The following is a 19,815-nucleotide window of genomic DNA, read 5'->3' as shown; positions in this document are numbered from 1 at the left end:
GCTCCTCCACTATTCGGCCGGCGGTTTTATATGCTTATCCCACCAACTACCCTGGGGTCGGTTATGAAGGTCGGGGTTCCGTACGTGCTATTCGAGACCAGGGCGGGAAGGTACGGGGTAGATGCGTACTTTTCCATGAGGGTCGAGAGGGTTGAAAGACGGGCTACCCTGATAAGGAAGGCTGAGGATTTGAGCCCCGTTGATGAAAGGCCACCCCTGGCCCTCCTGGAAACGGATTCCCTGGAAGGCTACCTCAGAGCGCTCTTCGAGACCCTCTATGCATTGAGCGGCGAGAGCTTCAACAAGAGGGCCAGGCACATGAGACGCTGGAACATCTGGAGGATAATCGGAATACCCACTGGCCATCAGCGGCACATCGAGCGCGATGAACGGCTGGCGAAGAGGAACAGGGAAGCCCTGCTTGCACTCTCGATACTGCGGAAGGTGCTCGGGGTGAAGGGTCCCTCCGAGTTGGAGGGAGCGAAAATAGTCCCCCTCGGCTATGCGGTTTTCGAACTCGAGGTGAAGGGTGGGGAAGTGGGCGACCCGGTTTACAGGGAGCTCTTCCGCGTTGATTATGGCGCGGCTATGGCCCTATCCCGGCTGATAATAGAGGAGAAAAAAGGGCTCAGGCCTTAGCGTAGAGCCAGCAGGCGACGTAGTGGTCCCTCTCCACCTCGACGAGAGGAGGCTCCTTCGCGTCGCAGAGGCCGGCCTTGGCGAAGGGGCACCTCGGGTGGAAGCGGCAGCCCCTGGGCGGATTTATCGGGCTTGGCGGCTCTCCTTCAACCTTCATGCGCTCCTCCTTGAGCTCCCTGGCCAGGTCAGGGTCGGGAACGGGAATGGCCGACAGCAGGAACTTGGTGTAGGGGTGGAGGGGATTCTCGAATATCTTCTCCGCCGGACCGACCTCCACGAGCTTTCCGAGGTACATCACTCCCATTCTGTGGCTCATGTACTTAACGACTCCAAGGTCGTGGCTTATGAAGAGGTAGGTGAAGCCGTACTGCCTCTGGAGGTCCTTCAGCGTGTTGAGAATGTTGGCCTGAACCGAGACGTCGAGCGCTGAGGTCGGCTCGTCGAGGACTATGAACTCCGGCCTGAGCGCGAGGAGCCTCGCCAGGGCTATGCGCTGTCTCTGCCCGCCGGAGAACTCGTGGGGGTAGCGGTAGAGGTGCATCTCGTTGAGACCGACGCTCTCGAGGAGTTTTATCACGAAATCCTCAGGGTCATCGACCTCTATGCCGTGGAACTTGACGGGCTCCATGATGACCTCAAAGACGGTCTGCCTGGGGTTGAGCGAAGAGTACGGATCCTGGAACATTATCTGGGCCTTTCGCCTGAACCACTTCATCTCCTCGCCCTTAAGCTTCGTGACGTCCTTTCCCTGGAAGATGATTTGACCGTCGGTCGGCTCTATGAGGCGGAGGATTGTTCTTCCCGTGGTGGTTTTGCCACAGCCGCTCTCCCCAACGAGACCGAAGGTTTCGCCCCGGTTTATCGTGAAGCTGACGTCATCGACCGCTTTAACGTAGCCCTCTGTTCTGAAGAGCCCCCTAATGGGGAAGTACTTCTTGAGGCTCTTAACCTCGAGTATCGGCTCGCTCATGCTATCACCTCAGTACAGGTGGCAGGCCACGAAGTGGCCGGGTTCAATCTCCTTCAGCTCGGGAACCTTCTCCCTGCATATCCCCCTCGCCTTCGGGCACCTCGGGTGGAAGCGGCAGCCGCCTGGGGGCTCTATGAGGTTCGGAACCGTTCCGGGTATCGTTTCCAGCCTGTCTATTCTGCCGAGGGGGTTTGGAACAGCTCTGAGGAGGCCCTGGGTGTAAGGGTGGAGCGGGTTCTTGAATATCTGCTCGACGGAGCCTATCTCGACTATTTTGCCCGCGTACATGACCGCAACGCGGTCGGCCATCTCCGCAACGACGCCCATGTTGTGGGTGATGAGTATGACCGTGGTGTTGTACTCCTCCTTGAGCTTGTTCATGAGGTCAAGTATCTGGGCCTGGACTGTGACGTCTAAAGCGGTGGTCGGCTCGTCGGCGATGAGTATCTTGGGGTTGTTGGAGACGCCTATTCCTATGACAACGCGCTGCTTCATTCCTCCGCTCATCTCGTGGGGGTAGTTCTTCACCCTGTTCTCGGGGTCTGGAATGAGGACGCGCCTGAGTATGTCCACCGCTCTTCTGAAGCCCTCCTTCCAGTCCTTGACGGTGTCGTGGACGACCATCGCCTCGGCTATCTGGTAGCCGACAGTGTAGAGCGGGTCGAGCGACGCGTGGGGGTCCTGAAAGATGTAGGCTATCTCCTTGCCGCGAATGTCGCGTATCTCCTCAGGGGAGAGCTTCAGCAGGTCCACGGTCGAGCCGTCCTCACGGTGGTAAACCACGCTTCCCTCGACTATCCTTCCCGGACTCTCGATGAGCTGGGTTAATGCCCTGGAGGTGACGCTCTTTCCACAGCCGGTTTCTCCGACGAGGGCGAAGGTTTCCCCGCGGTAAACGTCGAAGGAAACCCTCTCAATGGCCTTGACTATGCCCGCGTAAGTGTAGAAGTGGACTGTCAAGTCCCTAACCTCAAGGATAGGATCAGGCATTGCTCTCACCCTCCTTGCTCTTCTTGACCTTGAACTCTATGCTCCTCCTCGTCTTCGGATCGAGGATGTCCCTCATGGTGTCGCCGAGCAGGTTCCAGCCGAGGGCGACAAGCATAATCATCAGGCCTGAGAAGGTGACCAGCCACCACTTCTCCGGGAAGTACTGGGAGCCGTCGTAGACTATCCTTCCCCAGTCGGCTATCGGGGGAGTGGCACCGAGACCGAGGAAGCTCAGGCCGGCTTCCATGAGTATCACTCCACCGAAGTCGAGGGTGATGTAGACGAGTATCGGGCCGATGATGTTGGGGAGAATGTGCTTGAACATTATCGTCCTTGAGCTGAGTCCTATCGCTCTCGCCGCCTCGACGTAGAGGTTCTCCCTCTCGGTGAGAGTTGAACCGCGCGTGATTCTTGCATAGGCCGGCCACCAGACGATAATCATGGCCAGTATGACGGCGAGGAGCTTTCCGAGGTTACCAGCGTCCTGGGGTTCGAGCGCGAAGAGCCACAGCACGAAGCTCTGGACGGTCTCGTGGGAGGATATGAAGTTCTGCAGTCTCTGCGGCAACACCGCGGAGAACGCTATGGCCAGTATGAGCGCCGGAAATGCCAGGAAGACATCGGTGATGCGCATAACCAGCTCGTCCACCTTGCCGCCGTAGTAGCCCGCTATGAGGCCCAGGATTATGCCCAAGGGAACGCCGAGGGCTATGACTATGATTGAGATAACGAACGAGACCCTGGCTCCGTAGAGTATCAGGCTGAGGAGGTCCCTTCCGTAGTGGTCAGCACCGAGGGTGTAGTGTATGGTGGCGGTGTACTGCAGGATAACGTCTCCCCTAAGCTCTGTTACGTTGAGCGTGTATGTTGAACCCGGCGGGGCGAGGTAGGTTTCGAAGTTGTAGTTGGTCGGGAAGAAGCGGTAGCTCCAGGGCGCAAGGCTGGGGCCGAAGAGGCCGAGGAACACGAACATCAGCACGAGGGCGAGGCCTATAAGGCCGGGGGGCGAGCGGTTCAGGGCGTAGAGCATAAGCTTCCACTCTTCCATCTTGGAGCGGTTCTTCCTCTTCCAGTCCTTCTTGAAGAGGCTGATGAAAGAACCAAGTGCCTCAACAAAGGCATCGGAGAGCTTATCGAGAACGTTCTTCTTATACTCTTCCCTTCCCATTTTACCACCCCAGCGTTAGTACCTCACCCTCGGGTCTATCAGGGCGTAGAGTATGTCCACGACGAGGTTCGTTATGAGGAATATCAGGGCGAAGACCATGGTTATCGCCACGACCGCAGGGAAGTCGAGGTTCCTGATGGATTCGATGACGTAGGAACCCATTCCGGGCAGGCCAAACACCGTCTCGGTGATCGGAGTTCCGCCGAGGAGGCCGCCGAACTGGAGGCCGAGAACGGTAACTATCGGCACCATCGCGTTCTTGAGGGCGTGGCGGTAGATGCCCCTCTTCGGAACACCCTTGGCCTTGAGGAATCCCACGTAGTCGCTTCCTATGGCCTCAAGGAAGCTGTTCCTGACGAACCTCGCCAGAACACCAGCTCCCATGAAGCCCAGCGTGAATCCGGGGAGCCAGAGCCTGTGAATGTGCTGGCTGAAGGTATCAAAGTCGCCCGTCAGCAGGGCGTCTATCATAGGTATGTGAGTTATCTGGTGCTCCGGGGGAGCCGGGAAGCCGGCGAGCGTTATCCAGTGAACCTTGACGAAGAACACGTAGATGAGGAGGTAGCCGAGCCAGAAAACGGGCATGGAAACACCCGTGAGGGCAAAGAACCTTATGAGGGTATCCACCCAGGTGTTCCTCTTGAGGGCGGAGATTATACCGAGAGGTATGCCGATTATCAGTATGAAGAAGAACGCCATCAGCGCCAGCTCAAACGTTATGGGAAACCTCTCGCTTATGTCGTCGAAGACGTAGTTGGACGTTCTCGGATCCACTATGCTGTTCCTCGCCAGCCCGCTCACCAGGAACCAGTACTGGTCGTACCACGGCTCGTCCAGATGGTACTCCTTCCTTATCTGCTCCATGTACGCCTGACTGGCCTTCTCTCCACCGGCCCACGCCCTGGCGACGTCGGCGGGGATAACGTAGGCGATGAGGAAAACGATGAGTGTAACCCCAATTAGGGTGGGTATGAAGGTGAGCAGCCTTCTTATTAGGAACTTCCTCAGATTCGCCAATCCAATCCCCCCTGCTTCTTTTGGCATTCTCTCAACGGCCAAAAAGCGAAGGAGAAAAAAGAAAGCCCAAAATCAGCCGACTGTGACTTCAAGGCTCTTGAACTCGGTGGCGCCGTAGAGGAACGGGCCAACCCAGTTGTCGGAGTCGAGGTAGTCCGGAACCCAGCCGACGATGTAGACGTCGTACTCGCCGTGTTCGGTCTTGTCGAGGTAGGTCGGCCAGTTGTAGCTGTTCACCGTTACCTGGAAGCCGAGCTGGCTCCAGACGTTCTGGAGGAGGGTCATTATCTTCTCACGGGCGCTGTTGCCCTCGTTGTAGATGAGCTCTATCTTGTACTTGGTCGGATCAACGCCCGCCTGGTTGAGGAGCTGCTTGGCCTTGGCGAGGTTGTAGGTGTACTTGATTATTCCCTCCTCGGTGTAGCCCGGCCACGGCTTCGGTATCGGACCGTAGTTCCTCTCGAGGAGCCCCTGGTAAACGACCTGGGATATCTGGTCGTACGGAACCGCGTAGGCGAGGGCCTCCCTAACGAGCGGGTCGTTGAAGGGCTCCTTCTGGGTGTTGAAGACGAGGAAGGTCAGTATTGGCTGGAGTATGTCGGTCTTAACGACTGACTTGAAGCCCTGGAGCTCAAGGCCCTTAACCGTGTCCATCTTCTCGGGCGGAATCGCGACAACATCGGCGGTACCGGTCTTGAAGATGTTTATCCTCGCCATGGCGTCGCTGTTTATGATGTAGATGACCCTCTTGTGGCCTGGGTTGGCGGTGGCGTTCCAGTAGTACGGGTTGTATTCAAGGACTATGTAGGCGTCCTTCTGGTAGTCCTTGACGTAGAACGGGCCGGTTCCGACCGGGTTGTTGTGCATGAGCTGGTGGGTCGGGTCGCTCTTGCCCTCGCTCAGGTAGCTCCACCAGGCGCTCGGGTCGTGGCCGTTGTCGCTCGCCTGGAGGGCCTCCTGGTACTTGTCGCCGAGGAGGTACTCCATCGGGACGACGCTGAGGAACGGGTCGGCGAGTATTCCGAGGACGGGAGCGTAGGGTGCCGGGAGGACGAGCTTGAAGACTCCCGCGGTCTCACCGTCGTAGCCGAAGAACTGCTTGAGCTCATCGAGGCTCTTTATCTCGGTGCTCTTGCCGTTGTACTCGGCGATGAGCGGGTGCTCCTTGAGGTACTGGTCGAACTCGTCCTCGGTGAGGGCCTGGGAGGCGTTCACGTCCATGAAGCCATCGACCATCCAGCTGACGGAGTGACCGAGCCTCTCGACGCGCAGGAAGGTGAAGGCAACGTCTGTGGCGTCAATCGGGTAGGTCTTGTCGTTCCACGGGTCGTAGGCCTTGACGCCGCCGCGAATAAGGAAGTACCACTCGGTGCCCTCCTTGTTGTGAGCCCACGCAACCGCGAGGTCCGGGCTGACCTGCTCGGTGTTCTCCTTCCAGTAGGTGACGAGGGTGTCGCCTATCTCATGCCAGATCTCCCAGCCGAAGGTCTCGTAGGTCATCGCCGGGTCAAAGCTCTCCGGCCAGCCGATGGTGGCGATAGTGTAGGTCTCGGGGTCGTTCTCGTAGTCCTTGATGCCTATCTTGACGGAGGGAGCGTTCTGGTCCTCGCTCAGGAGGTCGTAGCGCTCCGCGAGGGTCGGGTGATAATACCTGCCCTTGACCCAGTCCCAGTAGACGCGGAGCTGCTTGTTCTGACCGAGGATAACCTCCGGGGCGAGCTTGTTTCCGAGCATGTAAACGGCCTTGAAGAGCTCGGTTCTAATCGTCGGATCGGTCTCGCGCCTTGCCGCTATGATGAGGGCATCAACGTGCTCGTCGCGGAAGAATGCGGGGTCAATCGCACCGAACCCCTGACCCTTCTCCATGAGGGTCTGGACGTCGGGGGTGTTCTCAGTATCGACCTCGTACTCGACCTTTATGACCTTCCTGTCGCTGGGTATCTCAACGGTCGGGCTGGCACCTTTCGGGCCGACAACGACGACGCTCTTATCAGTGACGATTACGTACACGTCCCCCATCTCAAGTATTCCCGGATTCACCTCGGCTGGAGTCTGAGTCTGGGTTTCCGACTGGCTGGAGGTGGTGGTTCCTCCGGAGGTTCCCGACTGGGAGGTCGTAGTCTGACTCGGGCTCTCAGAGGTACCCTGAGAGATGGTGGTCGTTGGGCTCGTGCTACCGCCGATACAGCCGCTGGCAACAACAGAAAAAGCCACCAAAAAAACAACCAACAGGGCTATTGTAGTCCTAGCCTTCATTAATACCCACCCCTGTACATTAAGGGCATAGATGTTAAGGTTGATGCAGTAATAAACCTTTCGATGTCACCAATTGGTACTTCAATAGCCCAACGGAGGCACGGTTGGGTACTATAATGCATCGTCTGCGAAATGCACCACAGGCGTGTACCCGAAAAAACTACGAAAAGCTTAAATGAGATGGGGGTCAAATAAAGGCGTAAAGCCTTTCCGCGGTGGTGAAAAATGGTTAGGTCGTACGTTTTACTGACCGTTGAGATTGGAAAAGTTGAGAGCGTCATAGAGGCGCTCAAGCAGATTCCGGGCGTCACCAAGGCCGACGCCGTCACTGGGCCGTACGATGCGATAGTCCACATCGAGGCGAAGGACCTCGGCGAGCTCACCAGAAAGATACTCCACGACATTCACAACATCGACGGCGTTATCGACACCACTACCGCCATCGTTGTAGAAATGGAAGAGGAGGAGTGATCACCTCTTTTTCTTCCCGGATTTGTGTTTCTTCTTGCCCTTGGCTTTAGCCTGGGTTTTCCGGATTTCCCTGATCTTCTGGCCCAGCATTCTCAGGGCCTTCCCTTTGGGGTGCTTGCTCTCCAGCCTGAGCATTCCCCTAACCCTGTACTCCTCGTCGAGGCCAGCCAAGCGGGGATTGAGCTTTTCAGGGTCAAGCTCAACGACTTTCATTCCAAGGGCCACCGCGGCGTCCGCTATCTCCTGAACCTTGGGAGCATCGACCGCGAACTCCTTCCCTACGGCCCTTCCATAGCGCCTGCTGAGCCTTGCGTCGAGCTCGTTGGGCCACACCACGAACTTCCTCATCGTCCCACCTGAAAGGTTTAAAAGAAACGCCGTTAAAAACCCTTTTGGTGAGCCAGATGGACACCCCAATCTTCGAAAAGTACCTCCTCGGCCGAGCCAACAGGGGGGACACCATTTTGATTGAATACAAGCCATCTTATCCCGTCGAGGATTTCTCATGGGGAATCCTTCTGCCCGCACTTGCCGGGAGATACGGCGTCGTCGTGGCGGACTTCTTCGGAGTGGGTGATATACTCTTCAGGAACTACGCGAGGAGGATATCCGGGAGGGAGTACTCCCGGGTTATAGAGCTTATCAAGAGGATAAAGGTCGTGAAAATCGGCCCCGGGTCGGCCAGCTACGGTGAGGTAATAGAGGAAGTCGTCCCGGCCTACGATCCCCAGACGTTCCTCAAGAACTACCACGCCGTTATCGGAAAGATGAGCCGCTCACCTGTCAAGCCGGAGTACTTCGTGACCTTTGGACTGAGTCACTACATTCATTTCGGTGGGGACGAGGCCATGAAGTCCATACTGACTGGTATCAGCACGATTCCCATGGAGGACTGGGTTGGAATACACTTTATAAACAAGGACGTCCTGAGGAAGGAGCACCTCGCGATGCTGGAGGAGATAGCCTCAATGGTCTTTCAGGTGTCGGAGGAGGGTCTAAAGGCCAGGAAGGAAGGTGGGACGATTGATACGGGAAGGGGATAAGGTTCTCCTCATCGACAAGCGGGGCAAGAGGTACCTCGTGACGGTTTCCGAGAGGGAGTTCCACACCGACCTTGGAATACTGAAGCTGAGCGAGCTGATAGGGAAGGAGTATGGAAGCAGGATAACCAGCCACAAGGGCGAGGAGTTCAGGGTAATAAAGCCCGACATCAACGACATCATAGCCAAGATGAGGCGCGGGCCACAGATAATACACCCCAAGGACGCCGGCATTATAGTCGCCTACGCGGGCATATCTCCAGGAGACACAGTCATCGAGGCCGGCGTGGGGAGCGGCGCCCTGACGATATTCCTGGCGAACATAGTGGGACCGGACGGAAGGATAATAAGCTACGAGATAAGGGAGGACCACGCAGAGATAGCCAGAAAGAACGTTGAACTGGCGGGCTTTTCCGACAGGGTCACCATCAAGCTCAAGGACATCTACGAGGGTATAGATGAAGAGTACGCCGACCACATAGTCCTCGACCTGCCACAACCGGAGAACGTACTCCCTCATGCCGTCGAGGTTTTGAGACCGGGCGGCTACTTTGTAGCCTACACTCCCTGCACCAACCAGGTTCACCGCTTCTTCCAGGCGTTCCAGGAGTACAGGGAGTACTTCTACCGGCCCAGGGTTGTGGAAGTCCTTGTTAGGGAACACGAAGTTAAGAGGGAGTGCATGAGGCCAAAAACCACGATGCTGGCTCATACAGGCTACATAACATTTCTCAGGAAGCTGTGAAGCCGCTTTTCTCCCCTGTTTCTTCTTCCCCAAAGGTCAGATACGCCAGACCCCCAAAGACCACCAGCCCGGCGACTGCGTGAATCAGAGGGTTTCCAGGGAGAATTCTCAGGACCGGGACGTTGCCGTACACGACAGGCCAGAAGAGGGCCAGGGCCGTCAGCACAACTGAGATGCGGTAGATGAGCCGTGCCATAGCCATTCCCCAATCGCCCTCTTTTCGGAAGTTTTTTAATCTTTCCCTTTCCCCTCCGAGGATCCTTCCGCGATGTAAACCTTTGGTTGGCAACATCTTTATAAACACTCCATGTTGCAAACCTTTAGATGACCATGTTTGAACCCATGTACGGAGGTGTTCATTGTGCCATACAAGATCCTTGAGAAGAAGGAAATCGCAATGCGCAACATCTGGTACAAGATTCACGCGCCCCACGTGGCGAAGAAGGTCAAACCGGGCCAGTTCGTCATCGTCAGGGCATTCAAGAACGGTGAGAGAATTCCCCTCACCCCCGTCATGTGGGACCCCGAGCAGGGCTGGGTCGTTCTCATAACATTCATACGCGGAAAGACCACAGCCAGAATGGCCGCCGAGCTGAAGGAGGGCGATGAACTCCTCAACGTCGCCGGTCCGCTCGGAAACCCCGCTGAGATGGAGAAGTTCGGAAAGATACTCGCTATTGGTGCCTACACCGGAATAGTCGAGGTTTATCCCATCGCAAAAGCCTGGCAGGAGCTCGGGAACGAGGTAACCACGCTCCACGTCACCTTCGAGCCGATGGTCGTCCTCAAGGACGAGCTGGAGGAAGCTGTCGGCAGGCACGTACTCGAGACCGTCCCGATAGACCCGAACCTCGACTTCCCGACCAACATGAAGAACGTCACCAAGAGGCTCGTCGAGAAGGTCCGCGAGATGCTGGAGCAGGAAGAGTACGACCTCGTCTTCATGGTCGGCCCCTCGGGCGACCAGAAGGCCGTCTTCGAGGTGGTCAGGGAGTTCGGCGTCCCGATGAAGGCTGACCTCCACCCGATAATGGTGGACGGAACTGGCATGTGCGGTGCCTGCCGTGTCACCGTCGGCGGCGAGGTCAAGTTCGCCTGCATAGACGGGCCGGAGTTCGACGCCTACCAGGTTGCCTGGGACGAGCTGATAGCGAGGAGCGGCTACTACACGGACCTGGAGGTCAAGGCCTTCAGCGACTACCTGAAGGCCCTCGAGGGGGGTGAGTGAAATGGCCGTCAAGAGAAAGCTCATCAAGGAGCGCGTCCCGACGCCTGAGAGGCCGGTGGAGGAGAGGATAAGGAGCTTTGACGAGGTCAACCTCGGCTACACCTTCGAGCTGGCCGTTAAGGAGGCCGAGCGCTGTTTGCAGTGCCCCTACAACTACGCGCCCTGTATAAAGGGCTGTCCCGTTCACATCGACATTCCGGGCTTCATAAGCAAGCTGGTTGAATACCGCGACGATCCTGACAAAGCCGTCAAAGAGGCCCTCAACGTCATATGGGCCTGCAACTCGCTCCCAGCCACCACCGGCCGCGTCTGCCCGCAGGAGGACCAGTGTGAGATGAACTGTGTCATGGGCAAGGTCGGCGACAAGATAAACATCGGCAAGCTTGAGCGCTTTGTGGCCGACTACGCAAGGGAGAAGGGAATCGATGAAGAACTCCTCTTCGAGATGGTGCCGAGGATAGAGAAGAAGGGACAGAGCGTTGCAATCATTGGAGCTGGCCCCGCTGGACTCACAGCTGCAGGAGAGCTGGCCAAGCTCGGCTACGACGTTACAATCTACGAGGCCCTCCACGAGCCCGGTGGGGTTCTGATGTACGGAATCCCCGAGTTCAGGCTCCCGAAGAGCATCGTCGAGAGCGAGATAGACAAGCTCAGGAAGCTCGGGGTTAAGATTCTCACAGACCACATCGTCGGCAAGACCGTCACCATCGAGGAGCTCCTTGAGGAATACGACGCCGTATTCATCGGCTCCGGAGCTGGAACGCCGAGGCTCATCAACGCGCCGGGCATAAACCTCAACGGAATCTACACCGCCAACGAGTTCCTCACCAGGGTAAACCTCATGAAGGCCTACAAGTTCCCCGAGTACGACACACCGGTTAAGGTCGGGAAGCGCGTTGTGGTCATCGGAGCCGGAAACACGGCAATGGACGCCGCCCGCTCAGCGAGGCGCTTTGGAGCGGAGGTCATCATCGCCTACCGCCGCGGTCCTGAGGACGTCAGCGCGAGGATCGAGGAGGTCGAGCACGCCAAGGAAGAAGGCATCAAGTTCGAGTTCTTCGTGAACCCAGTCGAGTTCATCGGCGATGGAAAGGGCAACCTCAAGGCGGTTAAGTTCGAGAAGATGAAGCCCCTCGACGAGCGCGACAGCAGGGGCAAGAGGAAGATAGTCGGAACCGGCGAGTACGTGGAGATAGAGGCCGAGACCGTCATCATAGCCATCGGAAAGCACCCGAACAGGCTCATCATCAACACGCCCGGCCTGAAGGTCGAGCGCGGTAAGATAGTTGTGGACGAGAACCTGATGACGAGCATTCCGGGGGTCTTCGCTGGCGGTGACGCGATAAGGGGAGAGGCGACCGTTATTCTAGCCATGGGCGACGGAAGGAGGGCGGCAAAGGCCATCCACGAATACCTCACGAAGAAGAGGGAAGGGAACGCCTGACCCTTTCATTCATTTTTCCTTGAAGCACTCCTCGAGTATCGGGTCGGGAATGCTATAGCGGACGTTTCTTCCCTCGCGCTTCTTCTCAAGGAACGAGGAATCAACAAGGGCCTTGAGAAGCCTCGCCAGCACGCTGTCGGCTATGCTCCTGCCCTCCCTCATCTCGAGGTGTTCCTTTATCCCCTCCCACGTTCTCCTGCCGCTGGCAACGGCCCTCATTATCTCGACGTACCGTTTTCTAGCGGCGGGTCTCTTCGAAAGGAAGTTCTCGAACTCCTCCATGGCGAGGGCCTTTGCCTCCTCGAAAACATTATCCACGAGGTTCTCGGTGAGCCCCTTTTCCATTGCCTTCCTGCCGAAGAGAACGAGCCACCCCACTATGCCGTCGAGCCTCTCCACGGCAAGGTCTATAAGCTCCTCGGAGGGAGTTAAACCTACCTGTTCAAAGCCTATCCTGAGGAACTCCCTGCTCTGCTCCGGTGAGAACCTGTGAAGGGAAATTTCATGGAAGTACCTGCCGTAAAGGGGGGCCTTCGGGTCATCGAGGCCCAGGTAATCGTGGAGCAGGCCCACCTCGGAGCCGGTCATGACCATTCTGAGGTCGGAGTAATCGTAGAGATGGGCTATGATGCCCGCGAATTCACTCCCCACCGGCCCCCTGAGGTACTGAACCTCATCGAAGGCCAGGACGACGTCGTATTTTTCCAGTTCCCTGAAGAGCGCTATGAGGTCGGTTCTCTCGTCCTTCCAGGAAAAGCTCACCCCGAAGCTCAGAACCCTGAGGCCCGTTATGTTCTTGAGGTCTCTCCTGAGCTCCTCCCAGAGGTCGCGGTTTTCGCGAAGGAAGGCATTGACCGAGCTCTCTATCCTCCGGTAAACGTCCATTCGGGAGTTCGGGTTTACCCCCCTGAAATCCACGAGAACGTACGGAACCGCGAGCTCGTTCAGGCCCACCACGAGAAGGGAAGTCTTCCCGAGCCTCCTTATGCCTGTTATTACGGTGAGGGGGTTTCCGGACCTGATTGAGCGCTCGAACTCCGCAAGCTCCTCTTCCCTGTCGTACAGGTCCTCCCTCCGTCTCTTCGGCCGGGTGTCAAAGTACACAACTACCACCCCAGTAGTTAACTACCGGGGCAGAAGTTATAAGGGTTTCGTGAAGTTTATCAGGTGAGGATAGAGAACAGTACGGCGATGACGAGCCTAACGGTAGCTGACCCGTGATGAGGGGCATACTGGCCGAGCCGCTAGGCTTTTTAACTTCCCCTAAAAAAGATTGAACGAGCGATGAAGACCTCTAGGGTATCTGAACGGTGATGATGGTCAAAGCCTGAGCTCACTCCTCCATCTCCTCGATTTCTTCGAGGATCTCCTCGAACTTCTTGAAGTCCTCGCTCTTTGCAAGGAGTGTTACGAACTCGTCTATCTCCCTCTTCTCAAGGAAGGCTCCAGCTAAGAGCTTCCCGGTGTAGCGGTTGTTCTTTATCTCCCAGAACATGTAGAACTCCGGGAAGTTCTCCTTGATCTTCCTGTAGGCGACACCGTATTTCGAGTCCTTAAGCGGGTTCTGCTCGAGGTAGAAGTGGCCCGGCTCGAGCTCAATCATGTGGAGGATCGCGCCCCTCTTGGTTTTCACGAGCTTTACCTTAACGTCCCATTCCTTCAGAACCTTCATGGCGAACACCGAAAAGAATAGGGCAGAAAGGTATTAAAGCCTTGCTCAGAGGCTCTCGAGGTACCTGGCATAAGCTTCGGCGTCCATGAGCTCCTTGAGCTCCTCGTCGAGGTTGCTTGGCCTGAGCTTGGCAATCCAGTGCTCGTAGGGGTCTTCGTTGAGGACCTCAGGTGAATCCTCGAGCTCCTCGTTGACCTCTATGACCTCGCCGCTGACCGGGGCGTAAACCTCGCTGACAGCTTTAACGCTCTCCAGCTCGCAGAGGACGTCGCCCTTGCTGATCTCCTTACCGACCTCGGGAAGCTCGACGTAGGCGAGGTCACCTAGCTCCTTCTGGGCGTAGTCGCTTATGCCCACGAGAACAGTCCCGTCCTCAAGGACCTGAACCCACTCGTGGTCCTTCGTGTAGTAGAGGCCCTCCTTGACCTTGTATTCACCGACTTCAATCATGAACATCACCGCCCTTCTCTACGCAGGCAGGGATTTAAACCTTTCCATGAGTGAAGGCTTTTGCATCTGCCTTCGGGCCACGGCCGGCAGTACGTTCGAGATTTTCGGCCCAACACCGAACGGATTTCACAGTTTTGGGAAGTCTCTTGTCATAGTGCAAAACCGTTATAACCCCCGGCGCCGTAAGGTACCACATGAGCCGGGTCCCCTTCTACCTCCGGGATAGGCTGGAGGCCCTCAACGAGAGGGTTCTCGCCGAGAGGTTCGAGGCGTCGAAGCTTCCGACATGGGAGAGGGTACTGCTGACGTGGTTCACCCTCCTGGCCTTCTGGGTGGTCATAACCTCGAGCCTCGAGCCGGCCAGCGTTGTCTCGGGCGCGGTGGTCACGCTCATCGTGGCCCTCTTCATGCGCGACCTCCTGACCGAGGACATAAGGCGGAGCGGCCACATCGCTGAGAAAATCCTCTACTTCGCTCTGATATACCTCCCGCAGTACCTCGTGATAATGGCCTTCCGTCTGCTGGAGAGCAACCTGAAGGTGGCGAAGAACGTGATTTTCATGGACATCAAACCCGGCATAGTCAAGGTAAAGACCGACCTCCACTCCGACACGGGGGTGACGATACTGGCAAACTCGATAACCCTCACCCCGGGCACCCTAACGCTCGACGTCAAGAAGAAGCTCGGGGAAACCTACCTCTACGTCCACTGGATAGAGGTCGAGACCCTGAACAGAGAGAAGGCGGGAGAGAAGATAAAGGGGGACATCGAGGAATGGCTCAAGAAGGTCTTCTGGTGAGCGCCTTCTACCTTCTCGTCTTCACGGCTATGCTGATAACATACCGCGTGCTTAGAGGACCGACCCTGCCGGACAGGGTGGTCGGCCTTAACACCATAACGACGAAGGTGGTGGTGATAATAGCCATAGTCGCCGTGATGAGGGGGGAGTACTACCTGATCGACCTGGCCATAGTCCTGCTGATGGTGAACTCCGTTGGTGGGCTGATACTGGCAAAGTACATGGAGCGTGCCGGCGGTGCTTGAGGTGCTCCTCCTCTTCGGCGAGGCGGTCATGCTCTTTGGAGCCCTGGGGATACTCCGCTTCCCCGACGTTTACACGCGCCTCCACGCGGCCAGCAAGTGCGACACAGGTGGAGCCATGAGCATAATCCTGTACCTAGTGCTCACGATGGACGCCCCCGGAATCGTCAAGGCCAAGTTCCTCGTGCTGGCGTTCCTCATAGCGATGATAAACCCGATGGTCAGCCACGCCCTCGCGAGGGGGGCCTACAGGTACGGCGTGAAGCCGGAAGTGGTGGTGGACATGTATGCTTGGGACAATCCTTGACGTGCTCTTCGTCACGATGATAATCCTGGCCATCGCCGTCGTGGAGGAGGGAAACCTGGTGACGGCCATCGTCAAGTACTCCCTCCTGAGCCTTCTCTTTATCCTAGCCCTGTTCGAGCTGAACGCCCCGGACGTTGCGCTCTCGGCGATAGTGGTCGGGGCGGTGGTCATAGGCGTGTTTCTCTTCACGGTTGAGGAGGTGAGGAAGTGAGAGCCATAGCCATCACGCTCACCCTCGCTCTCGCGACCCTGCTCCTTTCCCTGGATTATCACTTCCCATCTGGGGGAAGCTTCGCCTACTACGTGACCCGCTGGGAAGAAATCGGCGTCCCCAACCTGGTCTCAGCCATCTTGGCCGGCTGGAGGGCCTACGACAGCCTCGGCGAGGCCAGTTTGCTCTTCACGGCAGTTGTTGGTTTCTACGTCCTCCTCGGGGGGAAGAAGAAGTGAAGATGAGCGTCGTCGTCAGAACCACCACCAAGATGGTGAGCCCCTTCCTCGTCACCTACGCCGCCTACCTGATGCTGTACGGGCACCTGAGCCCCGGCGGCGGCTTCCAGGGAGGGGTAATCCTGGCGGTGGCGGTGATACTGCTCATAACCTCCCACGGCTACCGGAAGGTGAGGAGGAGGTTCCACTTCAACTGGGCCAGCCTGATAGAAAGCTCTGCCGGGGCCATGCTCGTGCTCCTAGGGCTGGCGGGGCTGGCCTTCGGGGCTTTCTACTCAAACTTCCTTCCCACGGAAGGGGGGATAATCCTGCCCTTCAACGTCATCGTCGGTCTTGAGGTTGGGGCGGGTTTCACCTTCGTATTCTACATACTGCTGAGGTGGGTGGAAAGTGATTAGCCCGGAGCAGGCTGGGATAGCAATAATGCTGGTCGGAATCTATGGGCTGATGGCTAAGAGGGAGCCGATAAAGCTGGTGCTCTCCATAAACGTTGTCTCCCTAGGGTTAGTGCTGTTTTTCATCGGGCTGGCTTACTCGCCCGGAAGGGACGTCCCCGTGATGCCAGCCGAGCCCGTGGACCCGCTCCCGGCCACGCTGATGCTGACTACCCTCGTGGTCGATGTGGCCATAACGTCCCTCGCCCTGGCGATGATAATCAGAATGAGGGGTGAAGGCAATTGATACCCATTCCCGTCGCCATTGCCCTGCTCTGCGCCTTCCTCCTGGTCCTCCTCGACACGCTCCGCGTTAGGGAGGCCGTTTTGAAGGGGGTATTTCTCATCGGCGCACTCCTGCCAGCGCCGGTTTTCCTCTTTGTCGGTGTGGGTTCGGAGGTTGTTGGGGGCTGGCCCAGGGAAGCGGGAATAGAGGTGGCCGTTACCCGGCTCAACATGCCCTTCCTCGTGGGGGAGATAGTTCTCTTCGCCTTCGTGGCGTTCTACTCCCTCGCTTACTTCAACCTGAAGGACGGCAAAACCAGAAAAGTCCTCGCCCTTCTCCTCCTTCTCCACGCGGGCCTGATGGGAGCGTTCGTAGCGAGGGACCTCTTCAACTTCTACATCTACATGGAGATAGCCTCGGTCTCGGCCTTCTCGCTGGTGGCGTTCTCAGATGAGAAGGGGGCCAAAAGGGCGGCCTTCAAGTACCTGATGCTCTCGCTCCTTGCTTCCTACCTCTTCGTCTTCGCGGTGGGCCTTGTGTACATGGAAACCGGCTACCTGAACGTCGGGCTAATAACTGAAAACGCCAGGGATAGCAGGGAGCTCCAGGTCGCCCTCGGCGTAGCCCTCTCGGCGCTTGTCCTCAAGGCGGGAATCTTTCCCCTCCACGGCTGGCTTCCAGATGCCCACTCCAAGGCCCCGACCCCCGTCAGCGCCCTCCTGAGCGGTGCCGTGGTCAAGGCACCCGCTTATGGAATGATCCTGCTCCTCCCGGCCCTGCCCGCTGGGGAACCCCTCAGGCTCGCCCTGCTCGCGGTCGCGGTGGTGTCAATCTTCTTCGGAATAGCGATGGCCCTCCTGCAGAAGGACGCCAAGAGACTCCTTGCTTATCACACCGTCTCCCAGATGGGCTACGTGCTCCTTGGAATAGCGAGCCTCAACTTCCTCGGCGCGGCCTACTACGCGATGGCGCACTCGATTTTCAAGGGGGGCCTTTTCCTGGGCATCGGCTCCATGGGGAGGAAGAGCAGGGAGCTCGGAACCTTCGGGTACCGCGGGGACGCTGTGATGATGGCTTCCGTCATCGCTCTCAGCCTGGCGATAGGCGGGGTCTCACCTCTCATCGGCGCCTACGGGAAGGGACTCATCTACTCCAACCTTTCCTGGCCCTGGAAGCTGGCGGTGCCTCTGGGGAGCGTGGGGACCCTGGTTTCCTTCACCAAGCTCAACTCATACCTGGCGATGGGCAGGGGCGTGAAGTTACCGGCATCGTGGAAGCTCCCGGTTCTCGGACTGGCCCTGACCGCGCTCGCCGGGGGCCTTTACCTGGGCTTAGGATTGAATCCCAAGGACCTCCTCTACCTCTCCGCGGCCTTTCTCATCTTCCAGCTCCTCAAGAGGGCCGGAGTCTTCGAGAAGAGTCCCTCCCCCGGAGGGGGCGAAGTGGGGGAGGAGGTGAACCGCCTGACTGCCGTGATGGTCGCTTTCATTCTGCTATTGACACTAATCCAGGGGGTTTAGGTAGACCTCCCTCACCTCTGGAAGGCTTTCCAGCTCGCGCCTCAGGTCGTCGAGGTTCCCCACCCCACCGATGTCAACGACCGCGACGATGCCTGCGAGGCCTATGGCGGAGAGCTCCTCGGACTCGCTGAAGAGTATGTTCACGCCGTGCCTGCCGAAGAGGCCGCTTATCTTCGCCAGCACACCGGGCCTGTCCTCAACGACAAGCTCCACCTCGGCCAACCTCTTCCCTGGGAGAGCTATCCGCTCCATGTGAATCTCGTTGAGGTCCGTGTCCACCTCGATGAGGAAGTAGGCGCCCTCAAGGAGGCCCAGCTCGTAGGCGTAGTCCATGGGGATCTCAACAGCCCCGTCCCTCTTTATCTTGACTATCTCGTAGTGCCTCATGATAGCCAGTTCGCACGGGACAATAAAAGGATTTTTAAAATTCGCCGCCCATACGGGAACCATGGAAATCATCGGGTACGTCTTCATAATCATAGCCTTTGCAAGGCTCCTGGCGGAGGGGTTTGAGAGGCTGGGCTATCCAGGATTCCTGGGTGAGATTACGGCGGGAATGATACTGAGCGCCCTCCTTCTCGACATGCCCAGGGACCAGATGGAGCTGCTGGCGGAGCTGGGCCTGTTCTTCCTGATGATTTCAGCAGGCCTTGAGGTGACGCCCGAGGAGCTCCACTACGCCGGAAAGATCACCCTGCCCCTCTACGCGCTAACGTACACCGCGATGTTCCTAGTCACGCTCCCCTTCACCGGCTGGACCGTCGGCTCGGACAACATCATCTCGGCAGCGATACTATCAACGGCCTCCGCCCCGATAGTGCTTCGCCTCAAGAGGTTCTTCGGAAGCGACTTCCTCCACGTGGCCCTCTCATACGCTGTGATAAGTGAGATATTCGGTCTGTTTATAGTGTACATGACGATAAGGTTTCATGAGAACCCAGGTGACTACGGGCCCATATTGTCAAGCATACTGAAGGACTTCATCTTCGTGGGCACCCTGCTCTACATCAACTACCTCCTCGGCATAAAGCAGAAGGTCCGCATAATACGCTTCCTCCGCAGGCTCAAGAGCGACGAGGCGGTGTTCGGCCTCTTTATGGTGTTCTCCACATCGCTCGCCTTCATCAGCGAGGAGATAGGAATGCACTTCAGCATAGGCGGTTTCCTCGCTGGGTTAATGATGCACAGCGACCTCGTCGGCACCAAGCAGTACGACAGGCTGACCACGATAGTCAGCGGGGTCACCTACGGCATCTTCGCCCCGATATTCTTCGCCTGGCGCGGACTTAACTTCGAGACCGAGCTTTCCCTCGTCGTCATTGAGTTCTTCATTGCGATATACCTTGTCAGACTGACTCTGTCGTCCCTGATAGTTAGGAAGACAGATCTATCAACGAGCCTTGTAAGAGGGGCCGGGATAGCCAGCTTCGGCGTCCTGGGCCTGCTCATGGGAGAAATAAGCTTCGTGTCGGGAGCACTGAGCGAGCACATGTACGCCATGGCCTCCCTCGCGAGCGTGCTGGGGATCTTCACCTCGGCCACGTTAGGGAGGGTCATAAACCATTATAAAGCAGAGAAGCCAAGCGGCACCGTCTAACTCCCGTACCTCCCCCAACAAGGCGTTACGGGAGCAAAGCCCACCCCTCGGGCTTTCTTTTAGATGTAGCGAAACGTTTTTAAGCCGCCCGCAAATTAGCGAGTAAGCGAACCGTTGCTTTCAACTATAATCGTCTAATAGGTGAGAAA

General features: G+C 57.4%; 26 protein-coding genes. 15 read left to right on the top strand and 11 right to left on the bottom strand.

What is annotated here, in order from left to right:
- Window positions 1–63: 63 nt before the first annotated feature.
- The gene (locus CL1_RS07530; RefSeq protein ID WP_014789283.1) at window positions 64–639 is read left to right on the top strand and encodes a hypothetical protein; all 576 of its coding nucleotides are present in this window, start codon (window positions 64–66) and stop codon (window positions 637–639) included.
- On the opposite strand, the gene CL1_RS07525 is transcribed toward CL1_RS07530, so the two are convergent.
- From CL1_RS07525 to CL1_RS07505, 5 genes are all read right to left on the bottom strand, one after another.
- Window positions 629–1,609 carry an ABC transporter ATP-binding protein gene (locus tag CL1_RS07525; protein ID WP_014789282.1) on the bottom strand — a complete coding sequence of 327 codons (981 nt, stop codon included), beginning with the start codon at window positions 1,607–1,609 and terminating at the stop codon, window positions 629–631. The genes CL1_RS07530 and CL1_RS07525 overlap by 11 nt on opposite strands.
- 9 nt (window positions 1,610–1,618) lie before the next feature.
- Window positions 1,619–2,599: an ABC transporter ATP-binding protein gene (locus CL1_RS07520; protein WP_014789281.1), complete on the bottom strand. Its 981-nt coding sequence runs from the start codon at window positions 2,597–2,599 to the stop codon at window positions 1,619–1,621.
- Entirely contained in the window at window positions 2,592–3,767 is a 1,176-nt protein-coding gene (locus tag CL1_RS07515; protein ID WP_014789280.1) for an ABC transporter permease, read from the bottom strand. The genes CL1_RS07520 and CL1_RS07515 overlap by 8 nt, the downstream gene beginning before the upstream one ends.
- Before the next feature lie 15 nt (window positions 3,768–3,782).
- Window positions 3,783–4,784 carry an ABC transporter permease gene (locus CL1_RS07510; protein WP_014789279.1) on the bottom strand — a complete coding sequence of 334 codons (1,002 nt, stop codon included), beginning with the start codon at window positions 4,782–4,784 and terminating at the stop codon, window positions 3,783–3,785.
- A gap of 72 nt (window positions 4,785–4,856) precedes the next feature.
- A complete protein-coding gene (locus CL1_RS07505) occupies window positions 4,857–7,040 on the bottom strand; it encodes an ABC transporter substrate-binding protein (protein WP_048152134.1) in 2,184 nt (727 codons plus the stop codon).
- A 225-nt stretch (window positions 7,041–7,265) separates the two neighbouring features.
- Here CL1_RS07505 and CL1_RS07500 point away from each other — a divergent pair, with 225 nt between their 5' ends.
- Window positions 7,266–7,511, top strand: coding sequence for an Lrp/AsnC family transcriptional regulator (locus CL1_RS07500; RefSeq protein ID WP_014789277.1), 246 nt, complete (start codon window positions 7,266–7,268; stop codon window positions 7,509–7,511).
- On the opposite strand, the gene CL1_RS07495 is transcribed toward CL1_RS07500, so the two are convergent.
- On the bottom strand, window positions 7,512–7,859 hold the full coding sequence (locus tag CL1_RS07495; RefSeq protein WP_014789276.1) for a signal recognition particle protein Srp19: 348 nt from the start codon (window positions 7,857–7,859) through the stop codon (window positions 7,512–7,514). It lies immediately after the preceding gene.
- Window positions 7,860–7,915: 56 nt separating this feature from the next.
- Here CL1_RS07495 and CL1_RS07490 point away from each other — a divergent pair, with 56 nt between their 5' ends.
- Complete coding sequence (locus CL1_RS07490) at window positions 7,916–8,554, top strand: DUF257 family protein (protein ID WP_014789275.1); 639 nt, start codon at window positions 7,916–7,918, stop codon at window positions 8,552–8,554.
- A complete protein-coding gene (locus CL1_RS07485) occupies window positions 8,535–9,296 on the top strand; it encodes a tRNA (adenine-N1)-methyltransferase (RefSeq protein WP_014789274.1) in 762 nt (253 codons plus the stop codon). Before CL1_RS07490 ends, CL1_RS07485 begins: the two co-directional genes overlap by 20 nt.
- Here CL1_RS07485 and CL1_RS07480 read toward each other — a convergent pair.
- Window positions 9,283–9,498 (bottom strand): hypothetical protein, encoded by a 216-nt coding sequence (locus CL1_RS07480; RefSeq protein ID WP_237266232.1) that lies wholly within the window; start codon window positions 9,496–9,498, stop codon window positions 9,283–9,285. The two genes, CL1_RS07485 and CL1_RS07480, sit on opposite strands and share 14 nt — an antisense overlap.
- Window positions 9,499–9,693: 195 nt before the next feature.
- On the opposite strand from CL1_RS07480, the gene CL1_RS07475 reads away from it, so the two are divergent.
- Both CL1_RS07475 and gltA read left to right on the top strand, forming a co-directional pair.
- Window positions 9,694–10,524 carry a sulfide/dihydroorotate dehydrogenase-like FAD/NAD-binding protein gene (locus tag CL1_RS07475; protein WP_048152431.1) on the top strand — a complete coding sequence of 277 codons (831 nt, stop codon included), beginning with the start codon at window positions 9,694–9,696 and terminating at the stop codon, window positions 10,522–10,524.
- Between the two features lies 1 nt (window position 10,525).
- Window positions 10,526–11,968: an NADPH-dependent glutamate synthase gene (gene gltA / locus CL1_RS07470; protein WP_014789271.1), complete on the top strand. Its 1,443-nt coding sequence runs from the start codon at window positions 10,526–10,528 to the stop codon at window positions 11,966–11,968.
- 9 nt (window positions 11,969–11,977) lie between these two features.
- Here the strand turns inward: gltA and CL1_RS07465 are convergent, their stop codons facing one another.
- The 3 genes from CL1_RS07465 to gcvH form a co-directional block, all read right to left on the bottom strand.
- Window positions 11,978–13,081 (bottom strand): AAA family ATPase, encoded by a 1,104-nt coding sequence (locus CL1_RS07465; RefSeq protein WP_148267295.1) that lies wholly within the window; start codon window positions 13,079–13,081, stop codon window positions 11,978–11,980.
- Between the two features lie 220 nt (window positions 13,082–13,301).
- Entirely contained in the window at window positions 13,302–13,640 is a 339-nt protein-coding gene (locus CL1_RS07460; RefSeq protein WP_014789269.1) for a DUF7132 family protein, read from the bottom strand.
- A 45-nt stretch (window positions 13,641–13,685) separates the two neighbouring features.
- Complete coding sequence (gcvH, locus tag CL1_RS07455) at window positions 13,686–14,090, bottom strand: glycine cleavage system protein GcvH (RefSeq protein WP_014789268.1); 405 nt, start codon at window positions 14,088–14,090, stop codon at window positions 13,686–13,688.
- A 194-nt stretch (window positions 14,091–14,284) separates the two neighbouring features.
- Here gcvH and CL1_RS07450 point away from each other — a divergent pair, with 194 nt between their 5' ends.
- The 8 genes from CL1_RS07450 to CL1_RS07415 are packed head-to-tail and all read left to right on the top strand — an operon-like array spanning window position 14,285 to window position 18,069.
- Window positions 14,285–14,890, top strand: coding sequence for a Na+/H+ antiporter subunit E (locus CL1_RS07450; RefSeq protein WP_014789267.1), 606 nt, complete (start codon window positions 14,285–14,287; stop codon window positions 14,888–14,890).
- Entirely contained in the window at window positions 14,866–15,135 is a 270-nt protein-coding gene (locus CL1_RS07445; RefSeq protein WP_048152128.1) for a monovalent cation/H+ antiporter complex subunit F, read from the top strand. The genes CL1_RS07450 and CL1_RS07445 overlap by 25 nt, the downstream gene beginning before the upstream one ends.
- Complete coding sequence (gene mnhG, locus CL1_RS07440) at window positions 15,128–15,439, top strand: monovalent cation/H(+) antiporter subunit G (RefSeq protein ID WP_083830204.1); 312 nt, start codon at window positions 15,128–15,130, stop codon at window positions 15,437–15,439. The genes CL1_RS07445 and mnhG overlap by 8 nt, the downstream gene beginning before the upstream one ends.
- A complete protein-coding gene (locus CL1_RS07435) occupies window positions 15,420–15,650 on the top strand; it encodes a hydrogenase subunit MbhD domain-containing protein (protein WP_014789264.1) in 231 nt (76 codons plus the stop codon). Before mnhG ends, CL1_RS07435 begins: the two co-directional genes overlap by 20 nt.
- Entirely contained in the window at window positions 15,647–15,889 is a 243-nt protein-coding gene (locus CL1_RS07430) for a hypothetical protein (RefSeq protein ID WP_014789263.1), read from the top strand. Before CL1_RS07435 ends, CL1_RS07430 begins: the two co-directional genes overlap by 4 nt.
- The gene (locus CL1_RS07425) at window positions 15,886–16,287 is read left to right on the top strand and encodes a Na(+)/H(+) antiporter subunit B (RefSeq protein ID WP_014789262.1); all 402 of its coding nucleotides are present in this window, start codon (window positions 15,886–15,888) and stop codon (window positions 16,285–16,287) included. Before CL1_RS07430 ends, CL1_RS07425 begins: the two co-directional genes overlap by 4 nt.
- Window positions 16,280–16,570 (top strand): cation:proton antiporter subunit C, encoded by a 291-nt coding sequence (locus CL1_RS07420; RefSeq protein ID WP_014789261.1) that lies wholly within the window; start codon window positions 16,280–16,282, stop codon window positions 16,568–16,570. Before CL1_RS07425 ends, CL1_RS07420 begins: the two co-directional genes overlap by 8 nt.
- Complete coding sequence (locus CL1_RS07415; RefSeq protein ID WP_014789260.1) at window positions 16,567–18,069, top strand: proton-conducting transporter transmembrane domain-containing protein; 1,503 nt, start codon at window positions 16,567–16,569, stop codon at window positions 18,067–18,069. Before CL1_RS07420 ends, CL1_RS07415 begins: the two co-directional genes overlap by 4 nt.
- On the opposite strand, the gene CL1_RS07410 is transcribed toward CL1_RS07415, so the two are convergent.
- Complete coding sequence (locus CL1_RS07410; RefSeq protein ID WP_048152425.1) at window positions 18,052–18,456, bottom strand: ACT domain-containing protein; 405 nt, start codon at window positions 18,454–18,456, stop codon at window positions 18,052–18,054. The genes CL1_RS07415 and CL1_RS07410 overlap by 18 nt on opposite strands.
- A 61-nt stretch (window positions 18,457–18,517) precedes the next feature.
- On the opposite strand from CL1_RS07410, the gene CL1_RS07405 reads away from it, so the two are divergent.
- Window positions 18,518–19,666, top strand: a complete 1,149-nt coding sequence (locus tag CL1_RS07405; RefSeq protein WP_048152124.1) for a cation:proton antiporter — start codon at window positions 18,518–18,520, stop codon at window positions 19,664–19,666.
- Window positions 19,667–19,815: the final 149 nt, after the last annotated feature.

Origin of the sequence: Thermococcus cleftensis, assembly GCF_000265525.1 — an archaeon.
Lineage (GTDB): Archaea > Methanobacteriota_B > Thermococci > Thermococcales > Thermococcaceae > Thermococcus > Thermococcus cleftensis.
This window is presented reverse-complemented; position numbering and strand designations above follow the sequence as displayed.

Excerpts from the sequence above, each read along its gene's own strand:
- CL1_RS07445 (WP_048152128.1), top strand. The coding sequence starts at position 14,866 with ATGGCTCAAGAAGGTCTTCTGGTGAGCGCCTTCTACCTTCTCGTCTTC.
- CL1_RS07490 (WP_014789275.1), top strand. The coding sequence starts at position 7,916 with ATGGACACCCCAATCTTCGAAAAGTACCTCCTCGGCCGAGCCAACAGG.
- CL1_RS07450 (WP_014789267.1), top strand. The coding sequence starts at position 14,285 with ATGAGCCGGGTCCCCTTCTACCTCCGGGATAGGCTGGAGGCCCTCAAC.
- CL1_RS07410 (WP_048152425.1), bottom strand. The coding sequence starts at position 18,456 with ATGAGGCACTACGAGATAGTCAAGATAAAGAGGGACGGGGCTGTTGAG.
- CL1_RS07435 (WP_014789264.1), top strand. The coding sequence starts at position 15,420 with ATGCTTGGGACAATCCTTGACGTGCTCTTCGTCACGATGATAATCCTG.
- CL1_RS07495 (WP_014789276.1), bottom strand. The coding sequence starts at position 7,859 with ATGAGGAAGTTCGTGGTGTGGCCCAACGAGCTCGACGCAAGGCTCAGC.
- CL1_RS07530 (WP_014789283.1), top strand. The coding sequence starts at position 64 with ATGAAGGTCGGGGTTCCGTACGTGCTATTCGAGACCAGGGCGGGAAGG.
- CL1_RS07405 (WP_048152124.1), top strand. The coding sequence starts at position 18,518 with ATGGAAATCATCGGGTACGTCTTCATAATCATAGCCTTTGCAAGGCTC.
- CL1_RS07480 (WP_237266232.1), bottom strand. The coding sequence starts at position 9,498 with ATGGCTATGGCACGGCTCATCTACCGCATCTCAGTTGTGCTGACGGCC.
- gltA (WP_014789271.1), top strand. The coding sequence starts at position 10,526 with ATGGCCGTCAAGAGAAAGCTCATCAAGGAGCGCGTCCCGACGCCTGAG.
- CL1_RS07460 (WP_014789269.1), bottom strand. The coding sequence starts at position 13,640 with ATGAAGGTTCTGAAGGAATGGGACGTTAAGGTAAAGCTCGTGAAAACC.
- CL1_RS07520 (WP_014789281.1), bottom strand. The coding sequence starts at position 2,599 with ATGCCTGATCCTATCCTTGAGGTTAGGGACTTGACAGTCCACTTCTAC.
- CL1_RS07500 (WP_014789277.1), top strand. The coding sequence starts at position 7,266 with ATGGTTAGGTCGTACGTTTTACTGACCGTTGAGATTGGAAAAGTTGAG.
- gcvH (WP_014789268.1), bottom strand. The coding sequence starts at position 14,090 with ATGATTGAAGTCGGTGAATACAAGGTCAAGGAGGGCCTCTACTACACG.
- CL1_RS07525 (WP_014789282.1), bottom strand. The coding sequence starts at position 1,609 with ATGAGCGAGCCGATACTCGAGGTTAAGAGCCTCAAGAAGTACTTCCCC.
- CL1_RS07515 (WP_014789280.1), bottom strand. The coding sequence starts at position 3,767 with ATGGGAAGGGAAGAGTATAAGAAGAACGTTCTCGATAAGCTCTCCGAT.
- CL1_RS07505 (WP_048152134.1), bottom strand. The coding sequence starts at position 7,040 with ATGAAGGCTAGGACTACAATAGCCCTGTTGGTTGTTTTTTTGGTGGCT.
- CL1_RS07475 (WP_048152431.1), top strand. The coding sequence starts at position 9,694 with ATGCGCAACATCTGGTACAAGATTCACGCGCCCCACGTGGCGAAGAAG.